General features: G+C 61.4%; 11 protein-coding genes and 1 pseudogene. 8 read left to right on the forward strand and 4 right to left on the reverse strand.

Translation table 11 applies throughout. From position 1 onward, the window contains the following. Nucleotides 1-9 precede the first annotated feature (9 nt). The gene (locus tag ABRP34_RS01325) at nucleotides 10-153 is read right to left on the reverse strand and encodes a hypothetical protein (protein ID WP_307101757.1); all 144 of its coding nucleotides are present in this window, start codon (nucleotides 151-153) and stop codon (nucleotides 10-12) included. 143 nt (nucleotides 154-296) lie between these two features. Here ABRP34_RS01325 and ABRP34_RS01330 point away from each other — a divergent pair, with 143 nt between their 5' ends. Both ABRP34_RS01330 and ABRP34_RS01335 read left to right on the forward strand, forming a co-directional pair. Beyond that, nucleotides 297-854 carry a serine hydrolase domain-containing protein gene (locus ABRP34_RS01330; protein ID WP_353713285.1) on the forward strand — a complete coding sequence of 186 codons (558 nt, stop codon included), beginning with the start codon at nucleotides 297-299 and terminating at the stop codon, nucleotides 852-854. Between the two features lie 676 nt (nucleotides 855-1,530). Next, complete coding sequence (locus ABRP34_RS01335) at nucleotides 1,531-4,653, forward strand: DNRLRE domain-containing protein (RefSeq protein ID WP_353711948.1); 3,123 nt, start codon at nucleotides 1,531-1,533, stop codon at nucleotides 4,651-4,653. Between the two features lie 150 nt (nucleotides 4,654-4,803). On the opposite strand, the gene ABRP34_RS01340 is transcribed toward ABRP34_RS01335, so the two are convergent. The 3 genes from ABRP34_RS01340 to ABRP34_RS01350 all read right to left on the reverse strand — a co-directional run bounded on the left by ABRP34_RS01340 (nucleotide 4,804) and on the right by ABRP34_RS01350 (nucleotide 7,614). Further along, the gene (locus ABRP34_RS01340; protein WP_353711949.1) at nucleotides 4,804-5,046 is read right to left on the reverse strand and encodes a hypothetical protein; all 243 of its coding nucleotides are present in this window, start codon (nucleotides 5,044-5,046) and stop codon (nucleotides 4,804-4,806) included. A 214-nt stretch (nucleotides 5,047-5,260) separates the two neighbouring features. Continuing rightward, complete coding sequence (locus ABRP34_RS01345; protein WP_353711950.1) at nucleotides 5,261-6,079, reverse strand: LuxR C-terminal-related transcriptional regulator; 819 nt, start codon at nucleotides 6,077-6,079, stop codon at nucleotides 5,261-5,263. Nucleotides 6,080-6,594: 515 nt separating this feature from the next. After that, entirely contained in the window at nucleotides 6,595-7,614 is a 1,020-nt protein-coding gene (locus ABRP34_RS01350) for an IS30 family transposase (RefSeq protein WP_353713280.1), read from the reverse strand. Between the two features lie 1,052 nt (nucleotides 7,615-8,666). Between ABRP34_RS01350 and ABRP34_RS01355 the strand changes: the two are divergent. The 6 genes and pseudogenes from ABRP34_RS01355 to ABRP34_RS01380 form a co-directional block, all read left to right on the forward strand. Beyond that, a pseudogene (locus ABRP34_RS01355) lies at nucleotides 8,667-8,924 on the forward strand (IS21 family transposase); the annotation flags it as partial. A 14-nt stretch (nucleotides 8,925-8,938) separates the two neighbouring features. Beyond that, nucleotides 8,939-9,133 carry a hypothetical protein gene (locus ABRP34_RS01360; RefSeq protein WP_353711951.1) on the forward strand — a complete coding sequence of 65 codons (195 nt, stop codon included), beginning with the start codon at nucleotides 8,939-8,941 and terminating at the stop codon, nucleotides 9,131-9,133. Between the two features lie 550 nt (nucleotides 9,134-9,683). Further along, entirely contained in the window at nucleotides 9,684-10,754 is a 1,071-nt protein-coding gene (locus ABRP34_RS01365) for an IS110 family transposase (protein WP_353711952.1), read from the forward strand. 2,137 nt (nucleotides 10,755-12,891) lie between these two features. Next, a complete protein-coding gene (locus ABRP34_RS01370) occupies nucleotides 12,892-13,422 on the forward strand; it encodes a hypothetical protein (RefSeq protein WP_353711953.1) in 531 nt (176 codons plus the stop codon). A gap of 1,075 nt (nucleotides 13,423-14,497) precedes the next feature. Continuing rightward, nucleotides 14,498-16,336, forward strand: a complete 1,839-nt coding sequence (locus ABRP34_RS01375) for a histidine kinase (RefSeq protein WP_353711954.1) — start codon at nucleotides 14,498-14,500, stop codon at nucleotides 16,334-16,336. Continuing rightward, on the forward strand, nucleotides 16,333-17,004 hold the full coding sequence (locus tag ABRP34_RS01380) for a response regulator transcription factor (RefSeq protein WP_353711955.1): 672 nt from the start codon (nucleotides 16,333-16,335) through the stop codon (nucleotides 17,002-17,004). The genes ABRP34_RS01375 and ABRP34_RS01380 overlap by 4 nt, the downstream gene beginning before the upstream one ends. The last annotated feature ends 16 nt before the right edge of the window (nucleotides 17,005-17,020 follow it).

Below are 17,020 nucleotides of genomic sequence, written 5' to 3' on the forward strand. Positions count from 1 at the left end.
TCCAATGGGTCAGAAAGAATCAGGGCGGGTGTTCTTTGCCTTTTCGCCTTCTGCCCGACCCTTGTTGTAGAAGTACACAGCTGCGATGACACCGGCAATGATGAGCACATACATCATGGTGGACTGCTGGCCGTTGCGTTCCAGTTCATCCATGCAGGCATTGAAACTCTGGATCCCCCGGCTCTCCTGCGCCAGGCAGTACTCAGCTCGGGACCCTTCCGTGGACCGAATTAAGCGTCGGGTCCTTTGCATATTCGGACACGTATTACCGCGCGCTCGGCCTCCTGATCCAAGCACTGCGGCACAAGCCGTTCATCCAGGTCATGCGCGAGCAGGTCTCCGAGCCGCTTGGTTTGAAGAACACGAGCCCGGACCCCGTCGACCCGCACGAGGCCGGGCTTTTACATGGCTATGTGGCCCTCAGTGGTGAGCGGGTCGACACCACGGGCAACGTCTTCGATGGAGGCTCTCCGACGTCGGGGGCAGTATCGACTGTGGAAGACAAGAACCGCTTCATGGCGGGCCTCTTCCAAGGACGGGCGCTCTCGGCGGCGTCATTGAAGGAGATGAAGACAAGCCCCGGCTTAGCCCCCTACAGGCTGGGCATGTGGGAGCACTCGGACGGATGCTCGATCAATTCCCGGCACCAAGGACGCGGCAACTTCTGGGAGCACCAGACTGTGGCAGCCAGCAGCGGGGACGGGCGCTACCAGGCCGCGATGGCCGTCACCATGCCACCTCTTCCCACTGACTTGGAGGACGAGTCCAGCTACAGGAAGCGCGGGCTCGTGAACGATCAGATTGAGTCCTCACTCAACGAGACCCTGGACCGGCTCTGCGTGCCAGCCACCTGAGGTTGTCTGCCGACGCGGCGGCCAGCAACTGCCGCTATCCCGGCGGCGGCACCCAGAGACATTATTAGATCACCGGGGCTGGCGGCACTCGGATGGGAGAAGGTCATGATTAGAACCCTAATGTGCAAGCTGAACATTCGTCACGAATGGCACGTCGAACACACCGAAGACGGGAGCCGGTACAGGCGCTGCCGACTCTGCGGTAAGGATGATGACCGTGGCGGTGGTGGGACCGGCGCCCCCGGTGCTTGGGCTGGACCTGCTGGCATGGGGTAATCCGTGCCTCGCCACGCCATCCGGCACGCTCTGGATTCCGACGCAGCTGGAATGCACAGCCCTGCTGGGCTGCTTGCAGCCCCACGGAGGGTCCCCTATTTCAGGGTGGGGCATTCCTCTCCCGGTGCCTCTACTTTCGGGGAAACAGGAAGATATTGAGGGGGACCTACCTGGCGTAGGACTAGGGCTTTCACAGGTAAAATTCAGACTTCCCCACTGTTTCTCAATGGCATCGGACTACGTTGTACGGACGCATCAACGGTGATGCGCTCATCGGACAAAGGAGTCCCTGATGCGTTCCAGATCAGACATCGCTGCTTGCCGGGAAAGAATCGGAAGGTCGCGCCATCGGCGCGGAGTTTCAACGGCCAAGTGGTTAGCAGCAACGATCACGACAACTTTGTTTGTCTCCGCTATTTCATTCATTGGCGGGACTGCACAGGCAGCCACCGTCACGATCGGTCCTTCCGCGGACGCGGTGGTCAAAAAGGACACGCCGAATACCAATTACGGCACTGCGATCGGTCTGAAGGCAGATAACTCGCCGGTCGAGATGTCGTTCCTCAAATTTACGGTCGCCGGCACCGGGAGCACTGTCACCGGCGCCAAGCTGCGACTCTTCATCTCCGATCCGTCCACCCTTGGCGGCCAGTTCCGACGGGTGCAGAACACCACCTGGGCCGAAAACACCATCAACTGGTCCAACGCGCCGGCGGCTGACTCTACCGTGATTGCCTCGGTCGGATCTGCCTCTATGAACACGTTTGTCGACGTCGATGTCTTCAGCGTCATCAAGGGTGACGGCACCTATTCCTTCCGCATCGACAACACTTCCTCTGACGCTGTCATCTACGCGTCGAGGGAAGTGGCCGACACCACCCACTGGCCGCAGCTGGTCCTAACGACGGACGGAACGACCCCACCGCCGCCGCCGACCCCGCCCACAACACCACCGCCAGGAACAGCCGACTCCTTCGAGTTCGCTGCCGTAGGTGACATGAACCCGTCGGGAAACACATCCACCACCTCCGCATCGGGCAGGAACGCTGCCAGTATCGCCGCTGGCCTCAACGATGGGTCACTGCACAATTTCATCGGTATCGGTGACTTCCAGTACGACAAGGGCACCTGTTCGGCCCTGCCGGCGTGGAACAGCTTATGGGGTGGGGTGAAAGCCAAGACGTTCTGGACGGCCGGGCCGGGCCACGACATACAACCGGGTGTCAACGATGACCTGGACAGGTTCATGAACGGTGAATGTGTGTCCACGACGAAAAGCGCAACCAGCACCACGTTGGGCCGATTCCAGGACGCGCTTGAGTGGTACGCAACTGATCAGGGCAACTGGCACATTGTGTTTGCCCCGACGGCTGCATGGCTGTACAACGCCACAAGGGCACAGGCCATGACCGCCGAGATGGACGCCGATATGAAGGCGGCGACAACGGCCGGGAGGCATCTGGCTGTTGTCTACCACGACCCGTACTTCACATCAGACACATCGGCACATACCCGCTTCACTCAGGCCAAGCCTTGGATCGACATGTTCTGGGCGAACCGGGTCAAGGTGCTCCTTTCCGGTTCACAGCACAATTACGAGCGGACCTGCCCGGTCAACAACGCGGACCAGTGCGTCACGGACGGGATGCAGCAGTTCCAGGTGTCCACCGGCGGCATCGGCTTACGGTCCTTCACCAGCAACCCTGCCTACGTTCAGAGGAAGTTCAGCGACACGTGGGGCCACCTGAGGATGAGCCTCAAACCTGACGGCTCCTACACCTGGGAGTTCCGCCCTGTCCTTGGCGGGATGCAAACAGACAGCGGTTCGAGGGCCTCGGGCACGACCCCGCCGCCGCCTGGCGATACGACGGCTCCGACGGTGACGGGTACGTCTCCGGCTGCTGGTGTAACTGGTGTGGCTGTGGCGGCGAATGTGACGGGGACGTTCTCGGAGGCGATGGATGCGGCCACGATCACGCCGGCCACGTTCACCCTGCAGACCAATACGACGGCGGTGCCCGCGGCTGTGACGTACAACAGCACGGATATGGTGGCGACGTTGAACCCGGATGCGGACCTTGCGGCGGGTGCAACGTATACGGCGACGATCAAGGGTGGCGCCGGCGGGGTGAAGGATGTTGCCGGGAACGCTTTGGTATCGGACAGGACGTGGACTTTCACCACGGCTGCTGCCGGCGGCACATCCGAGACTGTGACGCTGACGCCCACCGCTGACAGCTATGTTTCGAGTGGTTCGGCGGGGACGAACTTTGGCACGGCCAACATCCTGCGCGTCGATGCCAGCCCTGTGGAGGCCACGTACCTGAAGTTCGACCTGTCACCATATGCGGGCAGGACCCTGCAGAGCGCGGTGCTGCAGCTGCGCGTCGGCGGGAATCCGTCCACGGGTACGCAGAACGTCAAACTGGTTACCATCGACACCTGGACCGAGGGTGGGATCACTTTCAACAACCGTCCGGCACTGGGCACCGGCATCGGCACATTCGGCCCGACAACGGCCAATACGAATCTCAGTGTTCCGTTGACCGTCAGCGGCCTGACCGCCGAGCTCGGCCAGCTGCTCTCCCTGGGCATGGACACCGCCAGCAGTGACGGCCTGGAACTCAGCTCCAAGGAAGCCGGGACCACAACCGCACCCAAACTGGTGCTCACGCTCAGCCCCGGCGGCGGTGGTGGTGATACGACGGCTCCGACGGTGACGGGTACGTCTCCGGCTGGCGGTGCAACTGGTGTGGCTGTGGCGGCGAATGTGACGGGGACGTTCTCGGAGGCGATGGATGCGGCCACGATCACGCCGGCCACGTTCACCCTGCAGACCGGTACGACGGCGGTGCCCGCGGCTGTGACGTACAACAGCACGGATATGGTGGCGACGTTGAACCCGGATGCGGACCTTGCGGCGGGTGCAACGTATACGGCGACGATCAAGGGTGGCGCCGGCGGGGTGAAGGATGTTGCCGGGAACGCTTTGGTATCGGACAGGACGTGGACTTTCACCACGGCTGCTGCCGGCGGCACATCCGAGACTGTGACGCTGACGCCCACCGCTGACAGCTATGTTTCGAGTGGTTCGGCGGGGACGAACTTTGGCACGGCCAACATCCTGCGCGTCGATGCCAGCCCTGTGGAGGCCACGTACCTGAAGTTCGACCTGTCACCATATGCGGGCAGGACCCTGCAGAGCGCGGTGCTGCAGCTGCGCGTCGGCGGGAATCCGTCCACGGGTACGCAGAACGTCAAACTGGTTACCATCGACACCTGGACCGAGGGTGGGATCACTTTCAACAACCGTCCGGCACTGGGCACCGGCATCGGCACATTCGGCCCGACAACGGCCAATACGAATCTCAGTGTTCCGTTGACCGTCAGCGGCCTGACCGCCGAGCTCGGCCAGCTGCTCTCCCTGGGCATGGACACCGCCAGCAGTGACGGCCTGGAACTCAGCTCCAAGGAAGCCGGGACCACAACCGCACCCAAACTGGTGCTCACCCTCAGCCAGTAGGTAGAGGCCAAACCCTCCAAATCATCGCAGAGCGGCATGGGAAGCGTCCCCGGCGTGCAGGCCGGGGACGCTTCGTTGCCTCCGGGACGTCATCGGCGGCGGATCAGGATGCGAGCCGGTCGCGCGGCCGATATTCGGTGGGCCCTGGCATCAAGCGGCCTCGAAGTAGAGGTAGTCCCCGGCCGCCTCCCGGAACCCGAAGTCCATCCAGTACCGACGCAGCTTCTCCTTGGCCGCCACGTGCTGCGGCGACCCTTCCATCGGGGCGTCGTCATCGAGCATGGGAGCGGCCTCCACGATGACCAGCGCCGTGTTGCGGCCGATGGTCCCCAGGATGGCCCGGAGCATGGCGTGCCCGGTGCGGTTACCCCGGAACCTGGGCTCCACCGTCATGGAGGCAGGACGAGCAAGTCGCCGTCGAGCCGCAGGCTATATTCCAGCAGCTGCGGCTTCTCGTGGGCGAGCATCTCGGCGACGCCCATCATCTCATCTGGCCCTCAGTCCAGGGTCGGCCATCTGCATCAAGGCATCCTTCCGAAGATAGTAAGCTTGCTAACTAACTTGCCATGTCCCTGCGTCCGGGTGGGTCAAGCAATCACCACGGGTCTTATCTGAGGCCGCCGGGCGGGTGGCCGGAACAGTTCAGCTGGATGCTGGCGGCCGGTGGCGTCAGTAGGCCCATTTCATACGCCCGTCGTACTGCCATCAGCCGATCACCAACGTCGAGTTTGCGGTAGATGTTTTCCAGATGCTTCTCTGCCGTGCGGGGCGAAATGCGCAGCCGCCTCGCCAGGCTCTGCGCCGTCAGGCCGCTGCTGAGCAGAGTCACGATGGACACCTCCCTAACGGTCAACCTGCAGTCAGAAGCCGGCACGGATGTGTTGTCGGTGATTGACGCCAACGCAAGATGGCGGGCAAGGCCGGCCAGGATGGGTTGCAGCAGGAAGGCCAGGTCCAGTTCCTGGTCGGTGAAGTCACGGTCAGGGCGTGAGATCACGTATGCACTGTGGTCGCTGTCTTCCATCTGTGCCGGTATAGCCAGCTCCTTGCTGACGCCCCAAGGCCGGACGATGTCGTCCCATTCCTGCTTTAGCCGGTTACCGGCCACAGCCGCAGGTACCCGTCCCAGGGACTGCGGCTTTGCTTGGTCCGTGAGTGCATACCACCGCAGCAGCGGTTGCGTGGTCGCGTCGACTGTAAAGTCCCCGGGTGGGCCAACAGGAAGGTAATCCCACGGCCAGCACGCGATGACATGGTCCTGCCATTTTTGGCTCACCCAATTGCGCGTCGTGCATGCGCCGTTGAAAGACTCTGTGAGGAGATCGAGCAGCTGCTCCTCGTGCCGCATGGACGCGTCTGCCGGCTGTTGAAGGATGTCTCCAACGAGCTCCAGCCATGTGCGGTACTGCGCGTCGTTACGCTCCACCCGCGCGTTTTAGACCCGCGCAGGTCTTGGACGACACAGGAAATTGCTTCTGCAGCAGGCCGGGGTCGCTCCAGGACAGCTTCGGTTGCGTGGTCAACTGTGTGGTCCCATTGCCCTAAGAGCAGCGACCTCGAAACCAACCCCGTGTACGCGTACATACCCAGCACGTCCCAAAGCAACTCCGCATGCCCCTCACACGCACGGGGTTGCTGTCGAGCGGAGTGCTCTACTCGATGTCGATGTGACCCCAAGCTGCGTCTAGCCGATCTGGGCAGCCGGAAGCGATTGCCACTCGCACCAAACCGGAGCCCTGCCCATTAAACAGCTCTGCGAGGCGAACAAAGTTTTCGCGGGTATCAGTGATTTCCGGGTCGCAGAGCCGTTCCTTTGCCAAATCGAACTGGCCCTTATAGCCAGCCCCTGGAACCATTGTTGGCGGCCATGAAAAACTGCCCGTAGATGGCCACGGAATTGCTCGCCTGCTTGAGTTCCAGGGGTCGTTGCAACACCCGTGCTTAGCTGGCTATCAGTAAATCACGAAGACGCTGGGCTGGGGTGTCCCAGCCCAGTGTTTTGCGTGGCCGTCCGTTGAGTTCCTGGGCGACGTGTTCGAGGTCCTCGGGGCTGTAGGCGTTCAGGTCGGTGCCTTTGGGGAAGTATTGGCGCAGCAGCCCATTGGTGTTCTCGTTGGATCCTCGTTGCCAAGGGCTGGCGGGGTCACAGAAGTAGACGTCCATGTCGGTGGCGATGCTGAAGGCCTGGTGCTTGGCCATTTCAGCGCCCTGGTCCCAGGTGAGAGATCCGCGCAGGTGCGCCGGTAGGGTCGCCATGGTTTTGATCAGTCCGTCACGGACCGATTCGGCGGTGTGGTCCACCGGCAGATGCACCAGCATCACGTAGCGGGTGGTGCGTTCGACCAGCGTTGCGATTGCCGACTGGTTGTAGGCTCCGGTTATCAGGTCCCCCTCCCAGTGGCCCGGGACGGCGCGGTCTTCGATCTCCGCGGGTCGTTCGGAAATGTTGATCATCGGGTCCCGGAAACGACTGGTGCGTTCCTCTGGATTCCTGTGCTGTTTGCGGCGTGTTCGGCCGGTGCGCAGGGCCTCTTTGACCTCGCGTTTGAGTCCGCCGCGGGCTTGGAAGTAGAGGGCCTGGTAGATCGTTTCGGGGCTCACGCGCATCTGCTCGTCATCGGGGAATTCCTTGATCAGAAGCTTCGAAATCTGTTGCGGTGACCATCGTGTGAGGAGCTTGTTCTTGACGTAGTCGTGCAGTTCTCCGGGTTCTGCCAGCTTACTGGCCTTGGGCCGGGCCCGGGCAGCGGTGGCGGCCCGGTGGGCGCCATAGGGCAGGTAACCGAGTATCGGGTGGCTGTTGCGTTTGATTTCCCGGCTGATGGTTCCCACGGACCGGCCCAGTTCTCTGCCGATCGCCTGCATTGACGTCCCGTTGGAGCGCAGGTCCGCGATCCTCTCCCGCTCCTGCAGGGACAGGTAGCGGGCGCTGACGGGCTGTTCCAGGGCTTCCAGCGCCACCGGGGCGGGTACTGGTTCTACCTCTGCCGGCCGTTCAGGTGCCGCTACCGGGGCTGAGGGTTCTGCAAGACTAATTGTCACTTCCTGTTTATACGGCAGATCCAGGCTAGGGACTTCGGCAGCGGCCGTGTCCCTTGCGGCCTGTTGTCGATCCCACACGTAGGAGCTCTGTTTGCTGGCCCCAACGGCGAGAGCGGCGTCTCTCCGGCTGGCTCCTTCTTGACGCAAGCGCAGATACTGGGTCTGTTTCTCTGATGGCCGTCGCAGGCAAGTAGAGGCCATGCCGGCACTAATGGCCCAGTTCGAGCAGGTGGAGCGGTTTAGACCCAACTGCGCCGCTGCTGCACTCACGCTGCCGATTTCGCGGAGCACGCTGAGGAACTCCTCAACCATCGCCGGTGAGTAGCGCTGCGGCGGACCGGTCTTTACTGACCGGGTGGTCCCTGGCTTCCTGGCCGCCGGATTGATTCGGCCGGCCCAGGTGTGCGCGGTGCCGATATTCAGCCCCAACTCCTTGGCCGTGGCCACAATGCTGCCGGTCCGATCAAGGAGGGCATAGAACTGCTCCTTCTCGGCCTGGGTGTACTGGCGCTTGCGCCTAATCCCGGCAGCGTTGGCCCACTTCTGGCACGTGCTCCTGTTCAGTCTGAGTTCCTTGGCCGCCTCGACGACGGTTCCCAGACGCGCCAGGGCGGAAAGAAAATCCTGTCGTTGAGCCCGGGCATGGGACTGCTGATGGCGCTTCACCGGCGCAATAGCCAAAGGCGCGGATCGCTCTGTTGAACGAGACTTTTTCTTTAAGGACGAACTATTTCTTGATGATGCTTCCATTGGTGTTGCAACTCCGGATTGTCGGAGGTGTTGCAACGATCGCTAGAACTCGCCCTGATGGCCACCGGGACTGCCCACGTATGGCCATGAGTTCTGCCCAGCTGTGGCCGATTGGTTTGCCCGCATTGTTCGCTTATCCCGCCGTGTCGTAAGACGGCGGGGGCCTCTTCCCGTTTGGATTTCGGTGTCGAATCGAATCCGCTGACAGGAAGAGGCCCTGAATGAAGGATGCCCTAGAAACCGTGAAGATTCTTGCTGCCTATGATCTGACCAAGTCGCTGCGCGCTGCAGCGGAGCTGTCAGGTTGTTCCCACCACACCGTCGACCGGCTCGTGCAGGCCCGCGATGCCGGCCGTGCACCGGGGGCCGTGCCCGACCGGCCCAGGGTCACCGATGCGTGGCTGCCGAAGATCGAGGAATGGGTCGAAAAGTCCAAGGGCCGGATCCGCGGCGATGTCGTTCATGCCAAGGCAACCTCATCGGCCAGATCGAAATGATGATCATCGCAGCCGGGCCCGACAAGGCCAGCGGCCGCATGCGCTTTTACGAACACATCCAGATCGTCGAAGCCATGGAGTCCGGCGTGGAAGACAAGGCTGCCGACGCCCTGCGCGACCACATGAGTGATTTTTGCTCCCGGTATGTCGGGGACCTGGTGCAGGGCGAGCTGCAGGCCGCCGCAGGCTGAAAGGCCGGCTGCCGGCCCGTCCACGGTCGACATATCGCTGCAGCGACACCATCTATGAGTCTCACGAGAGGGTCGCCCTCAGCGTGCGAAACAGCTGCATACCCAACCAGACTGATCATGATGGTCTGAATCGGAGTTCACCTGGCATGGATGAAATTGGACTCGGAGTTCACATCACGACAGGCGGAGGCCAAGCAGTCGCGTGATTCTCCCGTCCAATGACAGCGCACTCAAAACGCCTGTGAGGATTGGGGTGGCTGGTCTGGGATTGGCTGGCAGAGTAAGTGCAGGCTGTTCCACCCGGCGGTCGTGGCTCACTAAACGCTTGGCCCCGGCTCCTGTTGGGTGTCCTGTTATCGACATGTCCGTCTGCTGGGTGGGCGGCCGGCACCTGCCCGGCCCACCTCGGTGACTTGATCAGAAGATTGTCCGCCTCTGTGCGGGGCGTGGCTCGTCACAGTGCTGTTCCGAAGTGACCTCTACCCGGACTGGTACCGGCCCGTAACGGCTCCGACCATTTCCGCTGAATGAGGAAGGTGCCAGAATCGCTATGACAATCGTTGCGTATACCCACCCGTTTGTCGTGGGTGTCGATACCCACGCCCGGAAGCACGTCTTCGCCATCATCGCCGCGGCAAACGGTGAACGGATCGATAGCCGGGATTTCCCGGCGACCGGTGCAGGCATCAATCGCGCCATTGCTTGGGTCGCTCGTCGCACCGAAGCGGATCTGGCGACTCTGTGGGTGATCGAGGGCGCCGCCTCCTACGGTGCCGTGCTGGCCGGGGCTGTCGCAGCCGCCGGTTACCAGGTCGCCGAGGCTGCGCGTATGGATGCCTTGCCGCGTCGTGGGGTTGGTAAGTCGGATCCGCTGGACGCGCACCGGATCGCTTCTGCCGTCCTTGCCTTGGAAGAGGACAAGTTGCGCCGGCCACGGCTGAACGAAGGGGTGCGGGCAGCGTTGCGGGTCCTGGTCACTGCGCGTCATTCAATGACCACGGACCGGACCAGGACCGTGAACGCGTTGACCGCGCTGCTCCGGACCAACGATTTGGGTTTGGACGCGCGCAGCTCGTTGACCGGAAGCCAGATACTGGAGGTGTCCCGGTGGCGGGCCCGTGAAGAACCTCTTGCGGTGTCGGTAGCCCGCTCCGAAGCCGTCAGGCTCGCCAAGCGCATCGGCGACCTTGACGCTGAGATCAAAGCAAACGCCTCCCGGATCACCGAACTGGTTGAGGTCAGCGAAGCCGCGCCGCTGCTGCAGGAATCCGGCTTCGGACCAGTCACGGCAGCCATTTGTCTTACCGCGTGGTCTCATCAGGGCCGGGTACGTTCCGAGGCGGCTTTCGCTTCCCTGGCCGGGGTCAACCCCATTCCCGCTTCATCCGGAAATACCGTCCGTCATAGGCTCAACCGCGGCGGCGACAGGACCCTGAATAAAGCCCTTCACATGGTTGCTCTAACGAGGATGGCGTTCGATCCGGAAACCATCGCATATGTAGTGAAACGGCGAGCAGAAGGGCGAACCAAGAAGGAGATCCGTCGGTGTGTGAAACGCTACCTCGCCCGGCGGATCTACCGCACGCTTAATGCCAGCAGTCCCCAGCCATTACTACGTTGACAACCATAGAAGAGTCGATAATGGTGATTCCGTCGTGCTGGGAACTCGCTCGGCCTCTTGGCTGTCCGGTGCCCCTGTGGGGCGAGGTTCGGTCATGCCCTCTTCCGTTGTCTCGCCCATGAGATGTACGAAGGAGGTCGCAATCTATGACGTTCGCTGAATCTCAGCCGGCGGTTTGCTCCGCACCGAAATGCTCAGCCAATGTCGTTCGTCGGATTCGGATGAGCCCGGAAACATGGGTGCAAGGCAAACTGGCGAAGGGCGTGGAGAAGGATTCTCCATGCCTCAACGGGCCGGGGCAAGCTGCTGGGTGCTGCAGCAATATGACCCAAAAAGTGGGTGTGCACAATGTGCACCCCCTGGGCTTTGGATTCGGTTGTACGGGTGCCGGACTGGGCCGGATTGGGGAAGTTTGCGGGGGAGTGGCGGGTTTTCAAGGGTTGGCGCCCGGTTCGAGTCCCACCTCGGGCACAGTGTTTTCCCTGTTCAGGGGCTTTTCAGCCTCTGAGTGTGGACAAATTGTGTTGTGAAGGGCCCCTGCGGGGGCCTTTTTCATTGGTGGCCGGTGCTGTGGCCGGTTAACTCCTTGCATTCCTGGATCGACGCGTTGTTGTTCGCTACCAGTTCATGGGCGTGACTGGCTGGGGCAACATGACCTGAGCAAATTTCTGGCCGCACTTCTTTTCTGGATCGTTGGGTGTTCACCAGGTTTCTCCTTCTGGGTTCGCGTTGGCTGCTTTGCCTGTTCATCGTGGGCCCGGGGGAGGGCGACATGACTTGTACCGAGTTGTTCGGGAATCGGTTCCGTTGGACTCCCGCGGATGCGCTGGGGCGCATTACCGTGGCCGACCGAGAGATTGCATTGCCGTGCAGTTGGCTCATGAAGCTCACCCCGCCTTTCATCCCTGCATCTCTGGTTTTCGTGTCGTTGCCTGTTCATGGGTACGTTCGGCGTCTACTGCCTGATGCGGTGGAGGCTTTTTGGCCGCGACGTCCGGAAGTGACGTATCCGCTTGGCTGGTCTTTCATATTCCTTCATGGCCAACCTGCTGGATGACCGCATGACGAACGGTGATGCACCGAAACGGCCTCGGTGACCTAAACCCACACGTGACTCCTGCCGTCGCCGGGTGCCGGGAACAAGCCAGAAAAGTCAGGTTGAAATCTACGACCCTCGCCGGGTGCGTCAGCAATAAGGACTAGGTACCCTAATCTGCTGGCTTTTGAGTGGCCGCGTGACGTCAAGTTGGAGTGTGCTCTATCCGGATGTGAACAATTCCGGCATGATCAGTGTCGATCGCAGTGACTGCTGCCCAATGCCCTCAAAACAATCCCGCTACTCTTCGGGCAGCTTGGTCCTCGACAGAACCACCTGTGGCAGAGGCGTTGAACGCATCATTCCGTCAACTAGAGAAGGGCAAAAGCAAAGTGTGACTGGCGCAGAACATGCCGTTATCGTCTGGTGTGGCGGAATTATCGCCCCAGTGCACCTTCCATTCCGGACTGCTGAGACGACATTGTGCCGAATATGCCGGTCAGGGCGAGCGGGGGCCTGCGGTTCTGGCGGCAAATAGATCAGGCTGACCATACCGCTCTGTGGGGCCTGAAAGGCGAACGCGGGGCCACCGCGGCAAGCGGAAAAACATTGGCACCTTTTACTGCATTTGTTAGCGATGGCCATGCCGCTTCAGCGCACCTCGGCCAACCCGAACAGCAACTGATCCGCCGTCATGTCCTTGCAACCCGTCGGTTCACCGAATCGCACGGAGTGGTTGAGGCTTCGGGCGACGCGTGAGGGCTAAAGCCCGAGTCAGCTGCAAAGCTCGGTCACGCCGGGCGGAATGCCCCCGAAGCCCATCGTGAATGGGCTAACGCCACAGCCCGTTCGGGCCTTGGCACGATGCTGAAACCCCAAGTTGGTGTCCCGACATCCCAGCGAGCAGATGTAGCGCCGCATTGAGCCCACATGCGAGGTCAGTAAAACGGATCCGTGCCCCGGAAAAGTACCGTACTGCCACGGATGCCAGCACTGACGCCCTAGAAGGAGTATGGGCTTGTTGGCAACGGATCCAATCGTAAGAAGTGAACCACTACTGCCCACACTCAATTTCACTCCCATCTTGATAAGGAATACGAAATGTTCAAGAACAGAGAACCGGGCCGCCCCAAGCCCCGCGTTCACCTCGCACTCCTATGTTCCATCCTCTTCAGCGCACTGCTCGTGCCGCTGACACTTGCCGCGCCGGCAAACGCAGCAAACCCGCTCGGTCCTACCAACGGCTGCAGCGTTTGGGCCGACACGCCGCATTATCACCATACCGACCGGTCAGGCCACAAATGGATCAACTACCGGGTTTATGCGACCTGCCAGGCCGGGCGATACATCCAGGTCGGTCGTCAGCACTGGGAAAGGGACGACGGCCGGGGTTGCAGCAGTTGGAACCCCTTCTGCGACAACGATGACAACCAGGGTTACACACAAACGGGGTGGTACTGGTTCGGGTCCAACAAGACAATCGTCCTCGACGAGGTCAGGTCCCTCATGAAGACCGACAGCAACTGCTGCGAGGAACCCTACCAGCGGGTCGCGTTCCGCGTTTACTCCAACGGCGTCACCTCCCCCTGGGTCCAGTGGGCGGACAGTAAGTACTACTCCATCCCGTACTGACGCCTGACCTCAGCCTCACACGAAATTTGCCTAAAACGGGGCCGAGGCTGGCCGTTTCTGATGCGAACCGAATTTTCCGCAGTGATCAATAGGGGCAGGCCCTGCATCGCAAAATGCAGGGCCTGCCGCCGGATGAACGGTCATGAGGCCCCGTGATGGCTCTGAAGTTCTGATGATGAGAAGCTCCTATGATGATCAGTCCAGACCCGAGGAAATTCCAGCCAGCTGCGCACTTTCCCGGTCTGCCTATGACTGGACTCCAGTCTGGCGGATGATCGCTTCGGGCCGTGCCGACGGTATGATGCGCGGGTGGCACGCTGTCACGGCTAGCCAATCGGTGACTCGGCCGACGCACACCAGGACGGCGTGAGCGAGGTGGTGTTCAGCCCTGGACGGCCGTATGGTTGCCACTGGCCGCTGGTGCGCCGGTGTGACCGGTTCCAGCAACCCGATCACCGCATATGAGGACGGGGTGTCAACTTCGGTGTTTCGCCCCGACGGTCAGGTGATCGCTTCCGGCGGCGCGGACTAGCTGTATTAACCCGGTAGGTTGGTGACGCGGCTGGCGGGTGAGGCGCCTTTGAGCGCGGTGTGGGCCTGGAGTGATTGAAGTGCTTGATGAAGTCCTGGTAGCAGGCTTGGCGTTCGGTTTCTGAGCGTTACGGTGGGACACGAGGACCTCCTGTTCGCTCTCGACAAGCACCACACAACACCCGGATGTCCTCTTATTGCGTCAAATCAATCCCGTGTCACCAACCTGCCGGGAGACTACAAGTAGCCGCAGTATTACCGCGGGACCCGTGAATATAGGTGTATTGCAGAGCCGGGCACCCGATGGTACAACTGATTCACCGCCGACTAGGTTGGCCATGTTATGTCTCTGCAAACCGGGCTCAGGAAAAGTACCCGCGAAAAATACGGAGTTGGCCTGCTCCCTCCGTTATCTCAACCAGCAATAAGTCTTCTCTTAGCGGTCCTCTTTGAGGGGAATCTCAGCAGGGAGATTGGCTGAGGCCATGGATCTGGTCTTCAACATAATGCATGCGCCCCTAGGCCAGGTTCGAGGGGAAGTGCAATGACTCCACGCCAGCTCATTTGTGTGTTGGGGGTAACCGCAGGCGTCCTGGTCCTTGTCTTGGCTTCTGTTGACTGGTCGCCCACGGCACTTCAAGATCCCGCACGAACCATAGGCCTGAATGCCCAAGGCGTGGTCCGATGGGGCGAGAACCCGAACCGGGCACCGTTCTCAGCTCTTGAGTTGATGTTGTTTATAGGCGTGGGGCTTGCTTTCGTGGTGGCCGGAATCACCGCGTGGCGGAGCCGGCCGACGCGGAACCCGGGTGTGCTGTTGTGCGCTGCGGGCTGGCTGTGGCTCGCGGCGGGTATACGTCGCTCCAGTGACCCGCTGGCTTTCACGCTCGGGGTGACACTTACGCTCATGTATCAGCCTCCTTTGCTGCATCTGGCGCTCAGCTTTCCCTTGGGTGTGCTGCGCACCAGGGCCGAGAAGGCTGCGGTCGGTTTCTTCTTCGGTTCCTGGCTGGTGGCCTCCGTTCTGGGCTGGGCGTTCTTTGACCCGCGATTGCACGTTGCGGTGGGGGAGTCCACCTCCCGGAACCTGTTGCTTCTATGGGACAGCGCGGAGATGATGACCACACTTGGTAATGCGATCCGCACGTTCCAGATCGCGGTGGGAGTTGCGATCGTAATGGTTCTCGTCGGCCGGTGGCGCAGAGGGACGAAAGCATACAGGTCGTCATTCTTGCCGCTTTGGCTTGCGGTCATCATAAAGACGGCGGCCACCGTATGGGTGTCGCTGGCTGTGATCCAGCTGTCAGGGTCTTTGTCCATCGAGGCGCTGCTCTGGCAATATCCGGCAACAGCAATTGTGCCGCTCGCAGTTCTGTTCGGGCTCTGGCGCTACCGGTTTGCGCGGGGCACCCTGGGCGATCTGATGGTAGAAGTCGGCTCCGCCCCGATGAGTGACAGGCTGGTGGCGGCGCTTCGCCGATCCGTTCATGATCCCACCCTCACACTGCTCCGTTGGTTACCGGACAAGGCCTCTTTTGTCGACACCGCGGGAGTCCCCCAGCCGTTGCCGGACGGTTCAAACGGGCGCGCCTCCATGGTGTTGGAGCGTCACGGGACACCGGTAGGGGCATTGGTTTTTGACGGCGCCCTCCAAGACCAGCCGCAATTGCTTGCCGCTGTGCGTAGCGCAACTTCGCTGGCACTGGAAAACCAGCAGATGGAACAACAGCTCAGGGAACAGCTCGTTGAGGTCCGCCGGTCCCGGGAGCGGATCGTCACGGCAGGAGACTCTCGACGTCGTCAGCTCGAACGGGATCTTCATGACGGCGCCCAGCAACGCCTGGTCGCCGTGTCAATGGAGCTCGCGCGAGCCAAACGCGCGACAGATCCGCGGGAGTTACGAAGCCTGGTCGAGCAGGCAAGGGTCGAGCTTTCGGACGCTCTTAATGAACTGCGCGAATTGGCCAGGGGTGTGTATCCTCCGTCGCTACAGGAAAGAGGTTTGGCGGGCTCCATCACCGCGCTGGCCGAGCGGTCAGCATTGCCATTGGTGTTGGATGTCCGGTCATGCAGCGGACTGCCGGCTCACGTGGAGTTGGCCGCCTACTTCATCTGCGTCGAAGCCGTCACCAATGCCACTAAGTATGCGGAGGCGTCCTCGGTGCGAGTCTGCATCGACGCAAATGAAAGAGAGCTGCGAATGGAGATAGTGGACGACGGCATTGGTGGGGCGCAGCCCGGACCCGACGGCGGACTGCTGGGGGTTGCCGACCGGGCCGCCGCACTCGGCGGAACCTTGTCGATCGACAGTCCTGATGGTGGCGGTACGACGATACGCACCATCCTCCCATTCTCCACAGACCCGGAGCGTGACCTGCTATGACACTGCGTGTTGCCATTGCTGATGACTCGGCTTTGCTGCGCCGAGGACTGTCCGCCTTGCTGCAGTCGGAGGGACTGGAAGTCGTGGGCGAGGCTTCCGATGGAGCGGAATTGCTGGACGTGATTGACACATACGGTGCCGACGTCGCGGTCGTGGACATCCGCATGCCTCCTACGTACACTGTTGAGGGCATCCAGGCCGCTGAGACCATAAAAAGCAAGTACCCCAAGACAGGCGTTCTCCTGCTGTCCCAGTACGTGGAGACAGAAAACGCCATGTCACTCCTGAAGAACGGAGCCAAAGGTCTGGGTTACCTGCTCAAGGAACGCGTGTCTGATGTTGACGAATTCGTTGACGCACTCCAGCGCGTTTCTGCTGGAGGCACGGCCATTGACCCTGACCTTGTGTCACGGCTCGTGACCCGCCCACATGCAGGTCACGCCCCAGGGGATGACCTCACGAGCCGGGAGCGGAGCGTCCTTGAACTGATGGCCGAAGGGCGCACCAATCAAGCAATAGGAAAGTCACTTTTCCTGGGGGAGCGGACCGTAGAGGCTCATATCCGAAGCATCTTCCTCAAACTCGACCTGAGGCCCGAACCCGAGGACCACAGGCGCGTGCTTGCCGTCCTCACGTACCTTCGGGGCGGCGGATTCCGCCGGGGGTGACGAAGTCCGCCGGGGC

The sequence above is a fragment of the Arthrobacter sp. K5 genome, assembly GCF_040448525.1.
In the GTDB taxonomy this organism is placed as follows: Bacteria; Actinomycetota; Actinomycetes; order Actinomycetales; family Micrococcaceae; genus Arthrobacter; species Arthrobacter globiformis.

Bases quoted from the DNA above. Each gene is read 5' to 3' on its own strand.
- ABRP34_RS01360 (WP_353711951.1), top strand. From the start codon at position 8,939: ATGATGATCATCGCAGCCGGGCCCGACAAGGCCAGCGGCCGCATGCGC.
- ABRP34_RS01370 (WP_353711953.1), top strand. From the start codon at position 12,892: ATGTTCAAGAACAGAGAACCGGGCCGCCCCAAGCCCCGCGTTCACCTC.
- ABRP34_RS01340 (WP_353711949.1), bottom strand. From the start codon at position 5,046: ATGACGGTGGAGCCCAGGTTCCGGGGTAACCGCACCGGGCACGCCATG.
- ABRP34_RS01325 (WP_307101757.1), bottom strand. From the start codon at position 153: ATGGATGAACTGGAACGCAACGGCCAGCAGTCCACCATGATGTATGTG.
- ABRP34_RS01375 (WP_353711954.1), top strand. From the start codon at position 14,498: ATGACTCCACGCCAGCTCATTTGTGTGTTGGGGGTAACCGCAGGCGTC.
- ABRP34_RS01380 (WP_353711955.1), top strand. From the start codon at position 16,333: ATGACACTGCGTGTTGCCATTGCTGATGACTCGGCTTTGCTGCGCCGA.
- ABRP34_RS01365 (WP_353711952.1), top strand. From the start codon at position 9,684: ATGACAATCGTTGCGTATACCCACCCGTTTGTCGTGGGTGTCGATACC.